The organism is Amycolatopsis sp. NPDC049868 (assembly GCF_044461365.1).
Taxonomy (GTDB): Bacteria; Actinomycetota; Actinomycetes; order Mycobacteriales; family Pseudonocardiaceae; genus Amycolatopsis.
Genome location: NZ_JBITKV010000001.1, coordinates 1,547,314 through 1,562,990, shown reverse-complemented (window position 1 = coordinate 1,562,990; position 15,677 = coordinate 1,547,314). Strand labels below are relative to the sequence as shown.

The following is a 15,677-nucleotide window of genomic DNA, read 5'->3' as shown; positions in this document are numbered from 1 at the left end:
GGGTAGTGAAGGCCTCCTTCACTACCCTCAGGGTTGGCAAGGAGGCCTTCACGGACTTGGCATGCCTTCAGCCCACGCACAACAGCAACGAAACCGCTCAAGCCGGCGCTAAACAGAAATTCCACCCAGAGGTTGTCCTTTATGGACAGATGGCGCGCCGGACGATCGGCCCTCGACGCTTCGCATATGCCCTGCTCAGACGTGGGAGGTCTTCACGGACCGGTGAGCGAAACCTTCTTCGGTGAAAACGCCTGACAAGATCTCCCGGATTCGATAATCTGGCCGACTGCCTTGAGGAAGGAACAAGGGGTCGATGCCTAAACCCGATCGAGACGACTACACCGAAGAAGACATCAACAACTCGTGGGTCGATGAGGCTCCGGTACTGAACTCCACCGTCACCCTGGCCGAATACGACCCGGAGTGGCCTGAGCTGTTCGACCGGGAAGCCAAGCGCATCAGGGGGATCCTGGGGGAACGCGCACTGGTCCTGGAGCACGTCGGCTCCACGTCGGTGCCGGGACTCTGCGCGAAACCGATCATCGACATCATGCTGATCGTCGCGGATTCGGACGACGAAGCCGCCTACGTGCCGCAGTTGGAGGCCGAGGGCTACAAGCTCGTCATCCGCGAGCCGGACTGGGAGAAGCACCGCTGCTTCAAAGGCCCGGACACGAACGTCAACCTGCACGTCTACTCGCCGGACAACGGCCAGACCGAGCGCTACCGCCTCTTCCGCGACCGTCTCATCGCGCACGAGGACGAACTGAAGCTCTACGAGGCCAAGAAACGCGAACTGGCATCGCGCACCTGGAAGTACATCCAGCACTACGCCGACGCGAAGAACGAGGTGATCGACGAGATCATCGAACGGGCGCGTGCCGCCCAGTACGACGGTTTCGCGCGGCTCTACGCGGCGCACGCCGAAACCAGCAGCACCAACGCCCACTACGACCGTCCCGCCATCGTGGAGCTGGCCGGGGACGTGGCGGGTAAACGGGTGCTGGACGTCGGCAGCGCGGCGGGACACCTGAGCGCCCTGCTCGCCGCGAAGGGCGCGGACGTCCTCGGCGTCGACGCCAGCGAGGGCATGGTCGCCGTCGCCAGGGAGAAGTTCGGGGACGTCGCGAAGTTCGAGACGGCCGACGTTTCGCGGCCGCTGTCCTTTGTGGAGGACGCTTCGATCGACGTCATCACGGCGTCGCTGGTGCTGCACTATCTGAAGGAGTGGGGCCCGGCGCTCGCGGAGTTCCGGCGGGTGCTCAAACCGGGCGGGCTCCTGGTGTTCTCTGTGCATCATCCGGGCGAGGATTGGCGGTGGTTCGACAAGCGGAACTACTTCCAGCTCGAACTGCTGGAAGACGAGTTCCCGGCCGGGCAGAAGGTCCACTTCTACCGGCGGCCGTTGAGCTGGACGTTCGGCGCGGTGCGGGACGCCGGGTTCGCCGTCGACAGGCTGGTCGAGCCGATGCCGGACGAGGCGATCGCCGAATCGGACCCGCGGTGGTACGCGAAGCTGCGGACCGAGCCGCGGTTCCTGTACTTCCGGACCGTCCGGGAGTCCTGACCCACGCCGCGTTTAGTCCTCTGGATGCGTCAACGCATTCAGAGGACTAAACGCGCGTCAAGCGTCGTCGTCCCGCTTCGAGAGGTCCCGGATCAGGGAAACGATCTCCCGGCTGACCGGCCGCAGCACCCGCAACCGCGAAAGCCCCACCAATCGCGCGATCAGCGGCACCGTCCGCTCCACCAGGATCCGGCTGCGTTTCTGGCCGGCGGACCGGTCGTGGACCCAGAACAGGACGACCCCCATCTGATACAGCCACAGCAGATCGGGCAGGTCGTCGCGCAGGTCCGGGTCGAGTTTGACGTCGGAGTCGGCGATGACCTCGCGCATCAGGCCGACGGAGGCGTCCCGTGCGGGCGAAGACTCCTCGCTGAACGGGCTCAGCGGCGAGTCCGGGTCGGCGGCGTTGACGAAAAGCTGCTTGCCGAAGCGGTGGTACGGCTCGGCGACGTCGAGCCAGGTGAGCAGGACGGTCTTGAGCCGCGCGCTGAAGTCCCGCTCACCTTCGATCGTCTCGCGCGCCTTCGTCAGGTGCGCGTTGGCGATCTCGTCGTAGAAACCCTGGATCAGCTGGTCTTTCGAGGCGAAGTAGTAGTAGGCGTTCCCGACCGACACGCCCGCTTCGGCGGCGATGGCCCGCATGGTCGTGCGGTCGTAGCCGTTCTCGGCGAACAGCCGTAACGCGGTCGCCACGATCAGTGACCTGGTTTCCTCACTCTTCGCCACCACTGCACGTTATCCGGTCAGGGCGCCGGGTGTGGAACGGGCGCCGGGTTGCCTGGGTAGGGCGGCGGCACCGGCGCGGGCCGCGCGGTGGCGTGGCTGAGGTGCTTGCGCCGGATTCCGTTGAACACCAGCACGTTCCCGACGTGCATCACGCCGAGCACGAGTGCCACGGTGCCGACCTTGACCGACAGCATCTCGAAGACGTCGCGCGCGTCGAGGACGGTGTCGTCGCTGGTCAGGAACAGGGTCACGAAACCCAGGCTGACCAGGTAGAACCCGACGACGAGCAGTTGGTTGACCGAATGCGCCAGCGCTTGTTTGTCCTGGAAGACGTCTTCCAGGAACGTCTTGCCGTGCCTGCTCAGCGTGCGGGCGACCAGCACGGTCAACGGCACGGTGATGACCAGGTAGAGGGCGTAGGCCACGACTACGGGTTGCATGGGGACCTCCTTTTGAACGTGTTCAAGAAGTACCGTAGCCCAGATTTTGAACGCGTTCAAGAGATGCTGTTCACCTGAACCTCACCCCAGCGGCCACGATGGATGCGTAAGGTCGCCTCGAACTGTGGTCTTCAAAGCACAAACGGGGAGTTCAAGACCGTGAAACGCATCGCCGCCGTGCTCACCTCGGGCGCCTTGCTGGCCGGCACGCTGCCGGCCGCCACACCGGCGGAAGCCGCCGCCGGGCAGAACGTCCGCTTCGCGACCTTCAACGCTTCGCTCAACCGCGGGGCCGCCGGTCAGCTCGTGACCGACCTGTCGCAGCCGGGCAACGCGCAGGCGAACCAGGTCGCCGAGGTGATCCAGCGCAACCGGCCCGACGTGCTGCTGATCAACGAGTTCGACTACGTGCCCGGCAACCGCGCCGCGGACCTGTTCCGCGAGAACTACCTGAAGCGCGGCCAGAACGGCGCCGCCCCGATCGACTACCCGTACGCCTTCACCGCGCCTTCGAACACCGGCGTCGCGACCGGCTTCGACCTCGACCGCAACGGCCAGATCGGCGGCGGCGGCGACGCGCACGGCTTCGGACTCTTCGAGGGCCAGTACGGCATGCTCGTGCTGTCCAAGTACCCGATCGACACCAAAAGCGTGCGAACCTTCCAGAAGTTCCTCTGGAAGGACATGCCGGGCGCGTTGCTGCCGGACGACCCGGCCACGTCGGCGCCGAACGACTGGTACTCGCCGCAGGCGCTCGACGTGCTGCGCCTGTCGTCGAAGTCCCATTGGGACGTTCCGATCCGCGTCGGCCGCTCGACCGTGCACTTCCTGGCGTCGCATCCGACCCCGCCCACCTTCGACGGTCCTGAGGACCGCAACGGCACCCGCAACCACGACGAGATCCGTTTCTGGGCGGATTACGTGACCCCGGGCAAGGGCCGCTACATCCACGACGACCTCGGCCGCCGCGGCGGGCTGGGCGCACACGAGAAGTTCGTCATCGCCGGCGACCAGAACTCCGACCCGCTCGACGGCGACAGCGTCCCAGGCGCCATCTCACGCCTGCTGAACGCGCCGCGCGTCATCGAGACCCGGCCGGGCAGCGAAGGCGGCGTACGGGCCGCTCAGGACCAGGCGGGCGCCAACATCGGCCAGAAGGGCGACCCGTACCTCGACACCGGCGACTTCAACGACAAGGCGCCGGGGAACCTGCGGATCGACTACGTCCTGCCGTCGAAGGGCCTGTTCCCCTGGCGTGCCGAGGTCTTCTGGCCGCTGCCCGAATCACCGCTGGCCAGGCTCAACGACGCCTCGGACCACCACCTGGTGCGCGTCGACGTGTTCGTCCCGCGCTGGTAGGTCTCAGCGGGCGCCGAGCAGCGCCGCGCCCGGGCCGGTCAGGGTGGCCAGCCCGGTGCTCCGGCCGCTCACGGACAGCAGCAGATCGACGAGCGGGCCCCGTACCTCCTCGGGGCCCGTTCCGCCGGTCCAATCGGCGTCCGTGGCGATCAGCCGGAGACCCTTGCAGCGTTTCTTCGCGCCCCAGAACGGGCTGACGAGCAGATGCTCCAGCGCCGCGATGGCGGGCTCCTCCGGCATCGGCCGCGCGATACCGAGCGGGCGGGCGACATCCTGGCCGTGGATGAGCACGTCGGCGAGCGGGTCGATCGGTTTGGCGCCGGGCGAGCGGCGCGGTGAGGCGGCGTCCTCGCGGATCTGGGCGACGAGTTCGGCGGGGGAGAACCGGGCACCGTAGGCGATGGCCTGGCCGGTGTTCATCCGATCCCAGTCGCCTTTGGCCTTCACGATGCCGACGAGGGTGTCCTTGAGCCGGTTCCTGGTGGTCTGCGCGAGATGGCCCGCCATCGCGTGGACCGTCCACTCCGTACACAGGGTCTTCGCCGACCAGTCCTGCTCGGCGAGGCCCTCCAGCAGATCCGCGAAACTCAGCCGTTCGGTCTCGGTCCAGGCCAGGATCTCGCCTTCGTGCATCCCTGCTCCTCGTCTCCGGCTCACCGTCGTTCGAGCGCCTTGACCGCCTCTTCGGAGGTCTCGACGGCGATCGTGTGGTAGCTCTCGATCCGCGAGACGATCGCCTCGCGCGGGCCCGTCAGCCAGGCCTCGCTCTCATAGAACTCGCGTTCTTGCCGTTCGTGTTCTTCGAGAGAGCTGAATGCGCGGATCAGGTACGCCTCTTCGTGTCCGTCCTCGGCGACCAGCGAACGTCCGAAGTCGACGACCCGCAGGCCCGCGCGCTCCAGCAGGGGAACGGACTCTTCGGTCATCACACGGAGGAATTCCCCGCTCGTCCCCGGCTTCAACCGGTAGGTGCGGATTTCCAGGATCACGGTGGCCTCCCCAGGCATGGCTTCGGTGCCGACTCTAGCCTGGGGGCCATGAAGATCGCGATTCTCGACGACTACCAGGAAGTGGCGCTCGGTTTCGGGGACTGGGGCTCCCTCGGCGCCGAGATCGAGGTGTTCACGAAGCCGTTCGCGGATCCCGCCGACGTGGTGGGCCGCCTGCGCGACTTCGAGGTCGTGGTGGCGATGCGCGAACGCACGCGCTTCCCCGCCGAAGTCCTCGACCGGCTGCCCGCGCTCAGGCTGCTGGTGAGCACCGGTCACCGCAACGCCGCGATCGACGTGGCCGCCGCCCGGCGCAACGGCGTGGTCGTCTCGTCCACCGGGTACATCGCGGCCCCGGCGGCCGAGCACACCTGGGCGCTCATCCTCGCCGCCGCCCGGAACGTGCCGGTGGAGTCGCGGAACATGCGCGAAGGCGGCTGGCAGACCACCGTCGGCACGATCCTGTCCGGCAAGACGCTCGGGCTGCTCGGGCTCGGCAGGCTCGGGGCCGGCGCGGCCAAGATCGGCCAGGCGTTCGGCATGGAGACCATCGCCTGGAGCCAGAACCTGACCCAGGAGAAGGCGGACCCGCACGGGGTGATCGCGGTGTCGAAGGACGAACTGTTCGCCCGCGCGGACGTCCTGTCGGTCCACTTGGTGCTCAGCGGCCGCAGCCGCGGGCTGGTCGGCGCGCCCGAACTCGCCGCGATGAAGCCGACGGCGATGCTGGTCAACACTTCGCGCGGGCCGATCGTGGACGAAGCCGCGCTGGTGGACGCCTTGCGCCGCAGGGAGATCGCGGTCGCCGCGCTGGACGTCTACGACGTGGAGCCGTTGCCGTCGGAGCATCCGTTGCGGACGCTGGACAACGTCGTGCTCACCCCGCACATCGGCTACGTCACCCGGGAGGCCTACGAGATCTTCTACCGCGACGCGGTCGAGGACATCGCGGCCTTCCAGGCGGGTTCGCCGATCCGCGTCATGGAGTAGAGCCGCACCCGGCGCGTGACGAGCTGCACGGTCCACCACACGGCGGTGCCCGCCGCCAGGCTGAGCGCCAGCACGACGGGCGCCGGAAGGTACGGGAGCAGGGCGGGGAAGACCGTCCAATGTGTCAGGTAGACGTAGAGCGACGCGCTCGCGATCAGCCCGAGTGCGCCGACCGCCACCCCCGGCACCGGAACGCGGAGCTGGAGCAGCACCAGCACCAGCCCGCCCAGCACCACGGCCTCCCACAGCGGGTCGCCGACCATCCCCGGGACGAGCAGGAAACCGAACGCCAGCACGACGGCCCGCTGCGTGCCCGTGCGCGCCTTGTGGGCGAGCCAGCCGAGCGCGAAGAACCAGACCGTACCGAGCGTCGTCCAGTGCAGTTCGGGGAACGACGGCGCCTCGCCGAGACTCACCCGGAGCAGGAGACCGGCGCCGAGCGCGACCAACGCCGTGGCGAACCCGTGCTCCCGCTCGGCACGGCGTACGGCCGGGATCGCGAACACCAGTGACAGCGCCAGGAACGCGTGCACGAGGACTTCGACGAACCAGTACCCGTATGCCCCGGTGAGCGTGAAGTTGTTGATCAGCAGCACATTCGTCCACGTCACGTCGTCGGTGACGGCGAGCCGGTAGCCGAGCCAGGCGATCGCGGGCACGGCGATCGGCAGCGCGGCGCGAGCGATCCGCGTCGCCGGGCCGGGCAGCACGAAACGGGCGAAGTTCCAGCCCGCCACGATCAGGAGCAGATGCGCGCCGCCGTGAACGGTGAACAGCTCCATGTGCGTGCTCACGATGAAGACGATCGCCAGTGCGCGAAGGAGGACGTTGGTCTCCAGGGTCGCCCACCGCGAGGGTGTCGTGCGCAAGCGCTCGAGTTCCGAGACCGGTGTGGCGGGCCAGTCGTCGGGAAGCCGTCCGAGCAGGCGTTCCAGCGCGATCGACATCCTGACGTAGGAGAGGGAATCGCCGCCCAGCCCGACGAAGGTCGCGTCGCCGGGAATGTCGCGGCGACCGAAGACGGCGGCGAACGCCTGGCGTACGGATCCCGGGGCCGCGCTTGCCGGTTCGCCGATCGCGGCGATGGCCGGATAGTCGGGTTTTCCGTTGGGCAGCAACGGGAAATCAGGCATACGGCGGACGACGACGCAGGACGGCGGCAGGCCGAACCGGGCGCGGACGAGGGCGGCGGCCCGCTCGGCGGACCGGTGGACGGCGATCACCACCCGGGTGTCGTCACCCGCGCACACCGCCTCGATCCCGGCTTCGGCGAGGAGGCGTTCCACCCGGTCGAGGTCGACGCGCAGCCCGAACGGCTTGACGAACCGGCTCTTGCGGCCGGTCACCTCGTACAGTCCGGCCGGGTTCCGCCGTCCGAGGTCGCCGGTCGGGAGTTCGTGGACGGTCCGGCCCAAGGCCAGGTCCGCCGGGGTATGCGCGTAGCCGAGCATCACGTTCGGGCCGCGATAGATCAGCTCCCCGTCTTCGGCGAGGTCGAAATCGCCGCCCGGAACAGGCAGGCCGATCGCGGTGGGGTGCGCGCTCGCCAGGTCCGGCGGCAGATAGGCCATCCGGGCGGTGGCCTCGGTCTGGCCGTACATCACGAAGAACCGCCAGCCGCGCCGCCGCCCGAGTTCGGCGTACTCGGCCACCTTCGCGGGATCGAGCCGGCCGCCCGCCTGCGTGACATAGCGGATATCGGGCAGTTCGAGCCTGGCGAACCCGGCCCGGTCGAGCAGGGCGAACGTGTGCGGGACACCGTGCAGGCTCGTCGCGCGCCGTTCCTTCACCAGTGTCCAGAACGCGGGGTCGAGTACGGACCGCTCGGTCAGCAGCAGGCACGCGCCGCGCAGGAGGTTGCTGTTCACCACGGAAAGCCCGTAGCAGTAGGACAACGGCAGCGCGGCGACGGCGCGGTCGTCGGCCCGGATGCCGAGGTACTCGGCGATGGCGGCGGCGTTGGCCCGCAGGTTTTCGGCCGACAGGCGCACCAGCTTGGGGGAACCGGTGGATCCCGACGTGGAAAGCAGCAAGGCCAGCTCGGGATGCAGTTCGTGCACGGTGCCCGGCCGCCGTTCGGTCAGGCCGCCGTCGATGACGACGTCCGGGTCGTAGCCCTCGATCAGCGTGCCCGCCTGGCCGCGGGGGACCAGCAGCACGGGATGCCCGCCGCGGAGCGCCGCCAGGTAGCCCACCAGGGAGTCGACGTCGTTGGCGGCGGCCAGCAACACCAGCCTGCGAACCGGGCCGAGCCGATCGGCCACAGTGGACACTCGCTGGTCCAGTTCCCGATAGGTCAGCGCCGAGCCGTCCGGGGCGATCAACGCGGTCCGGTCGCCATGGACCGCCAGATCGCCGAGGAAGCCGAGGCCGGCCGCCCTGGTCATGCCGGTTCCCCGGCGAAGAACAAGGCAGGGCCGGACACGCGCACGCGGACCTCGTCGCCGGGGGAGATCCCGAGCGGCCCTTGGACACGTTGGCGCACCCGCTCGCCGCCGGCGAGCCGCAGCAACACGGTCGCGTCGTGCCCGTGGAACAGGACATCGTCCACAGTGGCCGGTACGCCGCCGGCGTCGACGTGCAGTTGTTCCGGGCGCAGCAGGACGGTGCCGCTGCCGGAGCCCTGGACGGGAAGCCTGCCCATCGGGGTCTCCACTGTCCCGTTTTCCGCGTGACCGGGAAAAGTGACCGCCTCCCCGACGAAGAGCGCGACACCGAGATCGGCGGGCCGGGCGTAGATCTCTTGTGGTGTCCCGAGTTGCGCGACGACACCGTCGCGCAGCACCGCGACCAGGTCGGCCATGCCGAGCGCCTCCTCCTGGTCGTGCGTCACGAGCAACGCCGTCGCGCCGAACGCGCGCAGCGCCGCGCGGACGTCCACCCGGAGTTCGTCGCGCAGGCTCGCGTCGAGTGAGGAGAACGGCTCGTCCATCAGCACGACACCCGGCCGTGGCGCGAGCGCGCGGGCGAGCGCGACCCGGCGTTGCTGCCCGCCGGACAGTTCGCCGGGTTTCCGCGCGGCGTAACCGGAAAGCCCGACCAGATCGAGGAGTTCGCCGATCCGGCCATCGCGTCGTCCGGCGCGCGACAACCCGAAACCCACGTTGCCCGCGACGTTCAGATGCGGGAACAGGGCGCCCTCCTGCGGCACGATCCCGATGCCGCGTCGTTCGGGCGGCACATGCGTGGATCCGCCGGCGAGCAGCCTGCCGCCGAGGCGGACCTCGCCGTCGCGGACCGGGTGGAATCCGGCGAGCACCCGCAGCAGAGTCGTCTTCCCGCAGCCGGACGGCCCGAGCACGGCCACGAGCCCGCCCTCGGGAACCCGCAGATCCAGCCCGCGCAGCACCGGTTCCGGTCCGTACCCGGCGATCAGGCCTTTCACGTCCAAGCCGCTCATCGCGTCACTCCTCGCAGGAACCGGTCGAGGACGACGGCCGGGATGGCCGCCACCACCAGCAGGACCGCCGCGTAGGGCGCGGCCGCGGCGTAGGCGCCGATCTCGGTCTTCGTCCACAGTTCGGTGGCCAGCGTGTCCACCCCGGTCGGCCGGAGCAGCAGGGTCGCGGGCAGTTCCTTGGCGCAGGTGAGGAAGACGAGCGCCGCGCCGGCCAAGATGCCCGGAGCCGCCAGCGGCACGGTGACCCGCAGCCGGGTGGCCGTGCGGCCCTTCCCGAGCGAGCGTGAGACGTCTTCCAGTACCGGTGGCGCGTGCGCGACGGCGGTCCGCACCGCGCTCACCGCCAGCGGAAGGAAGAGCACCGCGTAGGCGAAGGCCAGCATCGACGTCGTCTGATAAAGCTCCGGCAGCACGCGGATCCCGAAGAACACCAGCGCGAGCCCGACCGTGATACCCGGCAGCGCGTGCCCGGCGAAGCTCACCAGTTCCATCCCGCGGACGAGCGGTCCCCGGTGCCGTGCCGCGAGGATCCCGACCGGAAGGGCGAACAAGACGGTGAGGAGCGCGCCGAAGGCCGCCACCGCCACGGTGTTCCCGGTCGTCGAGAGCAGATCGCCGCCCGCGGCCGAACTTCCCGCGACCAGCCACCGGACGAGGCTGGCCACCGGCACGCCGAGGGCGAGCAGGAGCACCGCCGCCGTCCCGGCCACCGCCGGGATCTTCGCCCCGCCGAGGGGAACGCGAACGGGTTCGCGTTCCCCTCGGCCGCCGGTGGCGCCCCGCGCGCGCCGTTCGCCGACGGTCAGCAGGATCGCGAGGACGACCAGGACGCAGCCGAGGATGGCGGCGGGCGTCCGGTCGAAGGTCCCGCGATAGCTGGTGTAGATGCCGAGGGTGAACGCCTCGAACCGCATCAGCGAGACCGCGCCGAAGTCGCTCAGCACGTACAGCGCGACCAGCAGCCCGCCCGCGGTGGCCGCGGGCCGGATCTGCCGCAGGGTCACCGAGAAGAACGTCCGTGTGCTCGTGCGGCCCAGCGACCGCGCGACCTCTTCGACCGCCAGATCCGCGGTGCGCAGCGCCGCCGCGACGGGAAGCAGTACATACGGGTACGACACCAGCGTCAGCACCAGGAACGCGCCCTGGAAACCGGTCAGCCCGGGGGCGAGCGCCAGCCAGGTGAACCCGGCGACGTACGACGGCACGGCCAGCGGCAGCACCAGGAGGATCCCGGCGAACCGGCGCCCCGGCAGATCGCTGCGCACGACGAGCCACGCGGTGAGCACGCCGAGTACCAGGCAGGCCGCGGTGACCGCGACCGCCAGCGCGACACTGCGCACGGCGAGGTCCCAGGTGCGGGACCGCCACAGGACGCGCCATACCTCGCCCGCCCCGCGGTCGAACGAGCGGACCGCGAGGTAGCCGAGCGGCGTCACCGCCGCGGCCGCGACCAGGACACCGAGCGTCGTCAGTGCGGGGGCGGCTCGGAAGACGCCTTTCAGGACAATCCCGTTTCCTGAAGCAGCGCGACGGTCTGCTGAAGCGACGACAGTTTGGAGAGATCGATGTCGGGACCGTGCAGCTCGGTGAGCGGAGGAAGCCGGTGCTTCGACGCCTGCACCGTCGAGACGACCGGGTACTCCGCGGTGACGTCGGCGAAGTGCCGCTGCGCCTCCTCGGAAAGCAGGAACCGGACGGCCTTCAGCGCGGCGTCCTTCCGGTCGGTCCCTTCCACGACACCGGCCCCGGCGACGTTCACCAGCCCGAGAGGGTCGCCGCCATGGACGTAGTGCAGTTTCGCCCGCACCGCGCCGGCGCCCGCCTCGGCGACCTTGGCGTGCCAGTAGTAGTGGTTGATCAACCCGGCGGGCAGCTGGCCGTCGTTGACGGCGTTGAGGATCGCGACGTTGTTGTCGAACCGCTTCGGTTCGTTCGCGGCGAACCGGCGCAGCCAGTCGCGGGCGAAGTCCTCGCCCTTGAGGACCCGGACCGAGGTCACGAACGCCTGCCAGGAACCGTTGGTCGGGGCGAACCCCAGCCGGCCTTTCCACTTCGGGTCGACGATGTCGTCGAGGCTCTTCGGCAGGTCGGCTTCGGTGACCGCGCGGGGGTCGTAGGCGACCACCCGGACCCGGGCCGAGGTGGCGACCCAGCGGCCGTCGTCGGCGCGATACCCGGCGGGCACCAGGTCCAGGACGTCTGAAGGGAGAGGCGAGAGCCTGCCCTGGCCCGCGACCGCGCCGAGTGCTCCGGCGTCCTGGGCGAAGAAGACGTCCGCCTGGGTCCGCTCACCCTCTTCGAGCAGCTGCGCGGCCATCTCCCCGCTGCCGCCGTAGCGCACTTCGACCGGGGTCCCGGTGGCCTGCTTCAGCCGGTCGAGGAGCCCGCCGACGAGTTCCTTGTTGCGTCCGGAGTAGATCACCAGCGCGTCGGATTCCTCCGCGCTGTCGCAGGCGGCGACGGAAGTCGTCAGCATCGCCGCGATGAACAGAACGACGGCTACTCGGCCCACAGCCACGGGGTCCTCCTTCGGTCAGCCCCCACGGTTGTGCCGCGGCTAAGGTAAAGCTCACCTAATGGGCTGACAAGGCATCGTGGCCATTGCGTGATGCAACCTCGGTCACGTCACTCATTCGAGTGATGGCCGGGTTTCGTGTGGCTTCCTGACCCGGTGGGCCGCCTAGGTACATGAAGGCCCCCTTCCTGTACTTAGGCGCAAGGATGGGGGCCTTCATGTACTTGCGAAGGTCTTCACGCGCGGCAGTTGTGACCGCTGTGGCTGCTGGGGCGTATGGGGTGAATGTGGCGAGCCGCAGCCGGAATCCAGAGGTACCTAAGACGCCCTTGGCCCTAACCGCGTTTGCCCAGCTCGGCCAGTACGGCGTCGGTGTAGGGCGGCCAGACCTCGGCCGCCCACGGGCCGAAGGCGCGGTCGGTGAGCGCGACACAGGCGGCGCCCGCGTCGGGATCGACCCAGAGGAAGGTGCCGGACTGCCCGAAGTGGCCGAAAGTCCGCGGCGAGCTCGACGAGCCTGTCCAATGTGGACTCTTGTGGTCCCGGATCTCGAAGCCGAGGCCCCAGTCGTTCGGCTTCTGGTGGCCGAAGCCGGGCAGGACACCGGAAAGCCCGGGGAAGACCACGGAAGTCGCCTCGCGCACCGTTTCGGCGGCGATCAGCTTCGGTGCCTGCAGTTCGGCGGCGAACGCGACCAGGTTGTCCACAGTGGACTCCGCGCCCGAAGCGGGGGATCCGGTCAGCTTGGTCGCCTTCATGTCCAGCGGCTGGAAGAGTGCCTCCGCCTGATAGTCGGCGAAGGGGATGCCGGAATGCTCGGTGAGCGCGTCGGCGAGCTGTTCGAATCCGGCGTTGGAGTACAGGCGCCGGTTGCCGGGCGCGGCCATCGCCTTGTGCTCGTTGAAGGCCAGGCCCGAGGTGTGCGCGAGCAGATGCCGGATCGTGGAGCCTTCCGGCCCGGCGGGGGTGTCGAGTTCGACGACGCCCTCTTCGATGGCGATCAGCGCGGTGTAAGCCGTGAGCGGTTTGGTCACCGACGCCAGCCGGTACACCTTCGTCGTGTCGCCGTGCGTGCCCAGCACGTCACCGGCGGCGGTCACCACGGCCGTGGCGGCGTTGTCCACCGGCCACTGTTCGATCCCACGCACGCTTTCCATGCCCACACCCTACGAAGCCCGGGCCGGTCGGGGCGGCCCGGGCTTCGCAGGGATGGGGATCAGGCGTCGAGGTCGGTCGCCACCAGCTCGGCGATGGCGTCGACGGCCGCCTCGGCCCCTTCACCCTCGGCACTGATGATGACCTCGTCGCCGTAGCCGGCGGCGAGCGTCATCAGGTTCAGCACGCTGCCGGCCGCGACCGGGTCACCGCCCGCCTTGGCGATCCGCACCGCGACGGGTTGCGCCGCGGCCGCCTTGGCGACCGTCGCCGCGGGCCTGGCGTGCAGGCCCACCTTGCTGGCCACGGTGACGCGTTTCTCCGGCATGTTCTTTCCCTTTCGTGCCTTTGCTTCTGCTGAGCTGAAACTACTTTGCGGGCTTGGCCGCGGTGGCTTCGAGGTCGGCCTCGATCGAGTCGTCCTCGCGGCCGGGGGTCCGCAGGTTCCACTTCTTGATCACGAAGCGGAACACCACGTAGTAGATGACTCCGTAGGCCAGGCCGATCGGGATGAGCAGCCATGCCTTGCTCGCCGCCGGGTGGGTGCTGTTGAGCGCGAAGTCGATCGCACCGGCGGAGAAGGAGAACCCGAGGTGGATGTCGAGCGCGTTCACCAGCGCCAGCGAGGTACCGGTCAGTACCGCGTGGATCAGGTACAGCGGCCACGCCACGAACATGAACGAGAACTCGACGGGCTCGGTGACACCGGTCAGGAACGAGGTCAGCGCACCGGCGATCATCACACCGCCGACGATCTTCTTCTGGCTGGGCTTCGCGGTCTGCCAGATCGCCAGCGCCGCGGCCGGGATGGCGAACATGAAGATCGGGAAGAACCCGGTCATGAAGGTGCCGCGGGTCGGGTCGCCCTTGAAGAACTCTGTCAGATCGCCGCCGTCGAAGATGAACCACACCGGCACGTTCAGCAGCTGGTGCAGACCGACCGGGATCAGCAAGCGGTTGAGCATGCCGTAGATACCGCCACCGACCACGGGAGAGCCGGTGACCGCCTCACCGGCGGCCTGGATGCCGTCGTTGACCCAGTGGAAGACCAGGCCCAGCGGCACCGCGAGGATCATCAGCGTCAGGGCGGTGATGATCGGCACGAACCGGCGGCCGCCGAAGAAGGCCAGGTACGGCGGCAGCTTGATGCGATAGAACTTCTGCCACAGCAGCGCGGTGACCAGACCGACGATCACACCGGCCAGCACGCTGTAGGGCCACTTGAGCGGGTTGAGCATCAGGCCCGCGGGCTTTTCGGGGTTCCAGCCGGGAAGATCGGCGAACGGCGCGAACACCCGGAGGACACTGGTGAACACGAAGAAGCCGACCACGGCGGCGAGGCCGGTGGCACCGTCGCTCTTACGGGCGAAGCCGACGGCGATACCCACCGCGAACAGGAGCGGCAACCAGTTGAAGAGGGAGTCGCCGGCGGAACCGAGGACCGCGGCGACCTTGTCCCAGCCGAGCCCGTCTTTGCCGAGCAGGTCGTCTTGGCCGAGCCTGGACAGGAGGCCTGCGGCGGGGAGAGCGGCGATGGGGAGCATGAGGCTGCGGCCGAAGCGCTGGAGCCCGGCCAGTCCCTTGCCCTTGCTCTTCGCCCCCTCCGCGGTGGTGGAGCTCATCGGGTACCTCCGTAGTGAGGATGATGACCGGACTCCGGGGTGTTCCGGTCCAGCTGCATGGTGACCTGGTAGTGATCGCCCCGGTACCAGGAAGTCATGTCTTCGATCGGCTCCCCGTTGACGCTGGAGACCCGGCGGAAGACGAGAAGCGGACTGCCCGCGCGCATGCCGAGCAGGCGTGCCGTTTCGCGGTCCGCGGATTCGGCCCAGACCGTCTGCCACGCGTGGTCCGGGCGCAGGTCGTACGACTGGGCGAGTTGGACGTACAACGATCGGGTGAGATCGAGGTCGAGCAGACCGGGCATCCGGCCCGCGTGATACCAGCCGCGTTCGACCGCCAGCGGCACCCCGTCGGCACGGCGAAGCCGGACCAGGTGGTGCGCCGGGGTCCCGGCGGCCAGGCCGAGGGCGTGCGCCGAAGGGGCGGGCGGGACCTCGGTGGCGGTCTTGACGACCTCCGTGGTCGGGGTCATCCCGCGACGGCGCATGTCCTCGGTGAAGGACATCAGGTAGAGCTGCAGTTCCATCCGCCTCGCGGCGGTGAACGTCCCCTTGCCGCGCACCCGCGACAAGAGTCCTTCTTCGACCAGCTTGCCGATCGCGGAGCGGACCGTGAGCCTGGACACCTGGTAGGTCTCGGCCAGGTCACGTTCCGAGGGGATCGGAGAGCCGGGGGGTAGCTCACGCTCCACCGTGCGGCGCAGAATCTCCCGCAACTGGGCGTGCTTGGGCGTCGGTCCGTTGATCACACGGTCGGACGGCGGCAGCTGCGCCGAAGCGCTCATGACGGTCACCGTCCTTTCGGGCTGTTCGGTTGGGTAACCCGTACTCGCATCTGGTCCGGAAGATTGGTACGTTCCGGTCTAGACCAATGATCCGATGGGGCAGGATGCTCCGTCGCACGAGCGGGTGTC

Annotated in this window: 15 protein-coding genes; 3 read left to right on the top strand and 12 right to left on the bottom strand. The window is 69.0% G+C overall.

Features of this window, described 5'->3' with window-relative positions; genetic code table 11:
* The first annotated feature begins 313 nt into the window (after positions 1-313).
* On the top strand, positions 314-1,567 hold the full coding sequence (locus ACIBTM_RS07445; protein WP_395875662.1) for a GrpB family protein: 1,254 nt from the start codon (positions 314-316) through the stop codon (positions 1,565-1,567).
* 57 nt (positions 1,568-1,624) lie between these two features.
* Here the strand turns inward: ACIBTM_RS07445 and ACIBTM_RS07440 are convergent, their stop codons facing one another.
* A complete protein-coding gene (locus ACIBTM_RS07440; RefSeq protein WP_395875661.1) occupies positions 1,625-2,293 on the bottom strand; it encodes a TetR family transcriptional regulator in 669 nt (222 codons plus the stop codon).
* Between the two features lie 17 nt (positions 2,294-2,310).
* Positions 2,311-2,733 carry a hypothetical protein gene (locus ACIBTM_RS07435; protein WP_395875660.1) on the bottom strand — a complete coding sequence of 141 codons (423 nt, stop codon included), beginning with the start codon at positions 2,731-2,733 and terminating at the stop codon, positions 2,311-2,313.
* Positions 2,734-2,892: 159 nt separating this feature from the next.
* On the opposite strand from ACIBTM_RS07435, the gene ACIBTM_RS07430 reads away from it, so the two are divergent.
* Complete coding sequence (locus tag ACIBTM_RS07430; RefSeq protein WP_395875659.1) at positions 2,893-4,092, top strand: endonuclease/exonuclease/phosphatase family protein; 1,200 nt, start codon at positions 2,893-2,895, stop codon at positions 4,090-4,092.
* 3 nt (positions 4,093-4,095) lie between these two features.
* On the opposite strand, the gene ACIBTM_RS07425 is transcribed toward ACIBTM_RS07430, so the two are convergent.
* Together ACIBTM_RS07425 and ACIBTM_RS07420 are read right to left on the bottom strand one after the other, a co-directional pair.
* Positions 4,096-4,725 carry a maleylpyruvate isomerase family mycothiol-dependent enzyme gene (locus tag ACIBTM_RS07425; protein WP_395875658.1) on the bottom strand — a complete coding sequence of 210 codons (630 nt, stop codon included), beginning with the start codon at positions 4,723-4,725 and terminating at the stop codon, positions 4,096-4,098.
* A gap of 20 nt (positions 4,726-4,745) precedes the next feature.
* Positions 4,746-5,081 carry an NIPSNAP family protein gene (locus ACIBTM_RS07420; RefSeq protein WP_395875657.1) on the bottom strand — a complete coding sequence of 112 codons (336 nt, stop codon included), beginning with the start codon at positions 5,079-5,081 and terminating at the stop codon, positions 4,746-4,748.
* Positions 5,082-5,129: 48 nt separating this feature from the next.
* Between ACIBTM_RS07420 and ACIBTM_RS07415 the strand changes: the two genes are divergently transcribed.
* Positions 5,130-6,071 carry a D-2-hydroxyacid dehydrogenase family protein gene (locus ACIBTM_RS07415; protein ID WP_395875656.1) on the top strand — a complete coding sequence of 314 codons (942 nt, stop codon included), beginning with the start codon at positions 5,130-5,132 and terminating at the stop codon, positions 6,069-6,071.
* Here ACIBTM_RS07415 and ACIBTM_RS07410 read toward each other — a convergent pair.
* From ACIBTM_RS07410 to ACIBTM_RS07375, 8 genes are all read right to left on the bottom strand, one after another.
* Entirely contained in the window at positions 6,005-8,458 is a 2,454-nt protein-coding gene (locus tag ACIBTM_RS07410; protein WP_395875655.1) for an AMP-binding protein, read from the bottom strand. The genes ACIBTM_RS07415 and ACIBTM_RS07410 overlap by 67 nt on opposite strands.
* Entirely contained in the window at positions 8,455-9,471 is a 1,017-nt protein-coding gene (locus ACIBTM_RS07405; protein ID WP_395875654.1) for an ABC transporter ATP-binding protein, read from the bottom strand. Before ACIBTM_RS07405 ends, ACIBTM_RS07410 begins: the two co-directional genes overlap by 4 nt.
* Positions 9,468-10,907: an ABC transporter permease gene (locus ACIBTM_RS07400; protein WP_395875653.1), complete on the bottom strand. Its 1,440-nt coding sequence runs from the start codon at positions 10,905-10,907 to the stop codon at positions 9,468-9,470. The genes ACIBTM_RS07405 and ACIBTM_RS07400 overlap by 4 nt, the downstream gene beginning before the upstream one ends.
* Before the next feature lie 62 nt (positions 10,908-10,969).
* Positions 10,970-11,989 carry an iron ABC transporter substrate-binding protein gene (locus ACIBTM_RS07395; RefSeq protein WP_395875652.1) on the bottom strand — a complete coding sequence of 340 codons (1,020 nt, stop codon included), beginning with the start codon at positions 11,987-11,989 and terminating at the stop codon, positions 10,970-10,972.
* A gap of 332 nt (positions 11,990-12,321) precedes the next feature.
* Positions 12,322-13,143 carry a serine hydrolase domain-containing protein gene (locus ACIBTM_RS07390; protein WP_395875651.1) on the bottom strand — a complete coding sequence of 274 codons (822 nt, stop codon included), beginning with the start codon at positions 13,141-13,143 and terminating at the stop codon, positions 12,322-12,324.
* Positions 13,144-13,202: 59 nt separating this feature from the next.
* A complete protein-coding gene (locus tag ACIBTM_RS07385) occupies positions 13,203-13,469 on the bottom strand; it encodes an HPr family phosphocarrier protein (RefSeq protein ID WP_395875650.1) in 267 nt (88 codons plus the stop codon).
* Positions 13,470-13,509: 40 nt separating this feature from the next.
* A complete protein-coding gene (locus tag ACIBTM_RS07380; protein ID WP_395875649.1) occupies positions 13,510-14,763 on the bottom strand; it encodes a PTS transporter subunit EIIC in 1,254 nt (417 codons plus the stop codon).
* Positions 14,760-15,548, bottom strand: a complete 789-nt coding sequence (locus tag ACIBTM_RS07375; protein ID WP_395875648.1) for a GntR family transcriptional regulator — start codon at positions 15,546-15,548, stop codon at positions 14,760-14,762. Before ACIBTM_RS07375 ends, ACIBTM_RS07380 begins: the two co-directional genes overlap by 4 nt.
* Positions 15,549-15,677: the final 129 nt, after the last annotated feature.

Excerpts from the sequence above, each read along its gene's own strand:
- ACIBTM_RS07435 (WP_395875660.1), bottom strand. The coding sequence starts at position 2,733 with ATGCAACCCGTAGTCGTGGCCTACGCCCTCTACCTGGTCATCACCGTG.
- ACIBTM_RS07415 (WP_395875656.1), top strand. The coding sequence starts at position 5,130 with ATGAAGATCGCGATTCTCGACGACTACCAGGAAGTGGCGCTCGGTTTC.
- ACIBTM_RS07410 (WP_395875655.1), bottom strand. The coding sequence starts at position 8,458 with ATGACCAGGGCGGCCGGCCTCGGCTTCCTCGGCGATCTGGCGGTCCAT.
- ACIBTM_RS07375 (WP_395875648.1), bottom strand. The coding sequence starts at position 15,548 with ATGAGCGCTTCGGCGCAGCTGCCGCCGTCCGACCGTGTGATCAACGGA.
- ACIBTM_RS07405 (WP_395875654.1), bottom strand. The coding sequence starts at position 9,471 with ATGAGCGGCTTGGACGTGAAAGGCCTGATCGCCGGGTACGGACCGGAA.
- ACIBTM_RS07390 (WP_395875651.1), bottom strand. The coding sequence starts at position 13,143 with ATGGAAAGCGTGCGTGGGATCGAACAGTGGCCGGTGGACAACGCCGCC.
- ACIBTM_RS07380 (WP_395875649.1), bottom strand. The coding sequence starts at position 14,763 with ATGAGCTCCACCACCGCGGAGGGGGCGAAGAGCAAGGGCAAGGGACTG.
- ACIBTM_RS07445 (WP_395875662.1), top strand. The coding sequence starts at position 314 with ATGCCTAAACCCGATCGAGACGACTACACCGAAGAAGACATCAACAAC.
- ACIBTM_RS07425 (WP_395875658.1), bottom strand. The coding sequence starts at position 4,725 with ATGCACGAAGGCGAGATCCTGGCCTGGACCGAGACCGAACGGCTGAGT.
- ACIBTM_RS07385 (WP_395875650.1), bottom strand. The coding sequence starts at position 13,469 with ATGCCGGAGAAACGCGTCACCGTGGCCAGCAAGGTGGGCCTGCACGCC.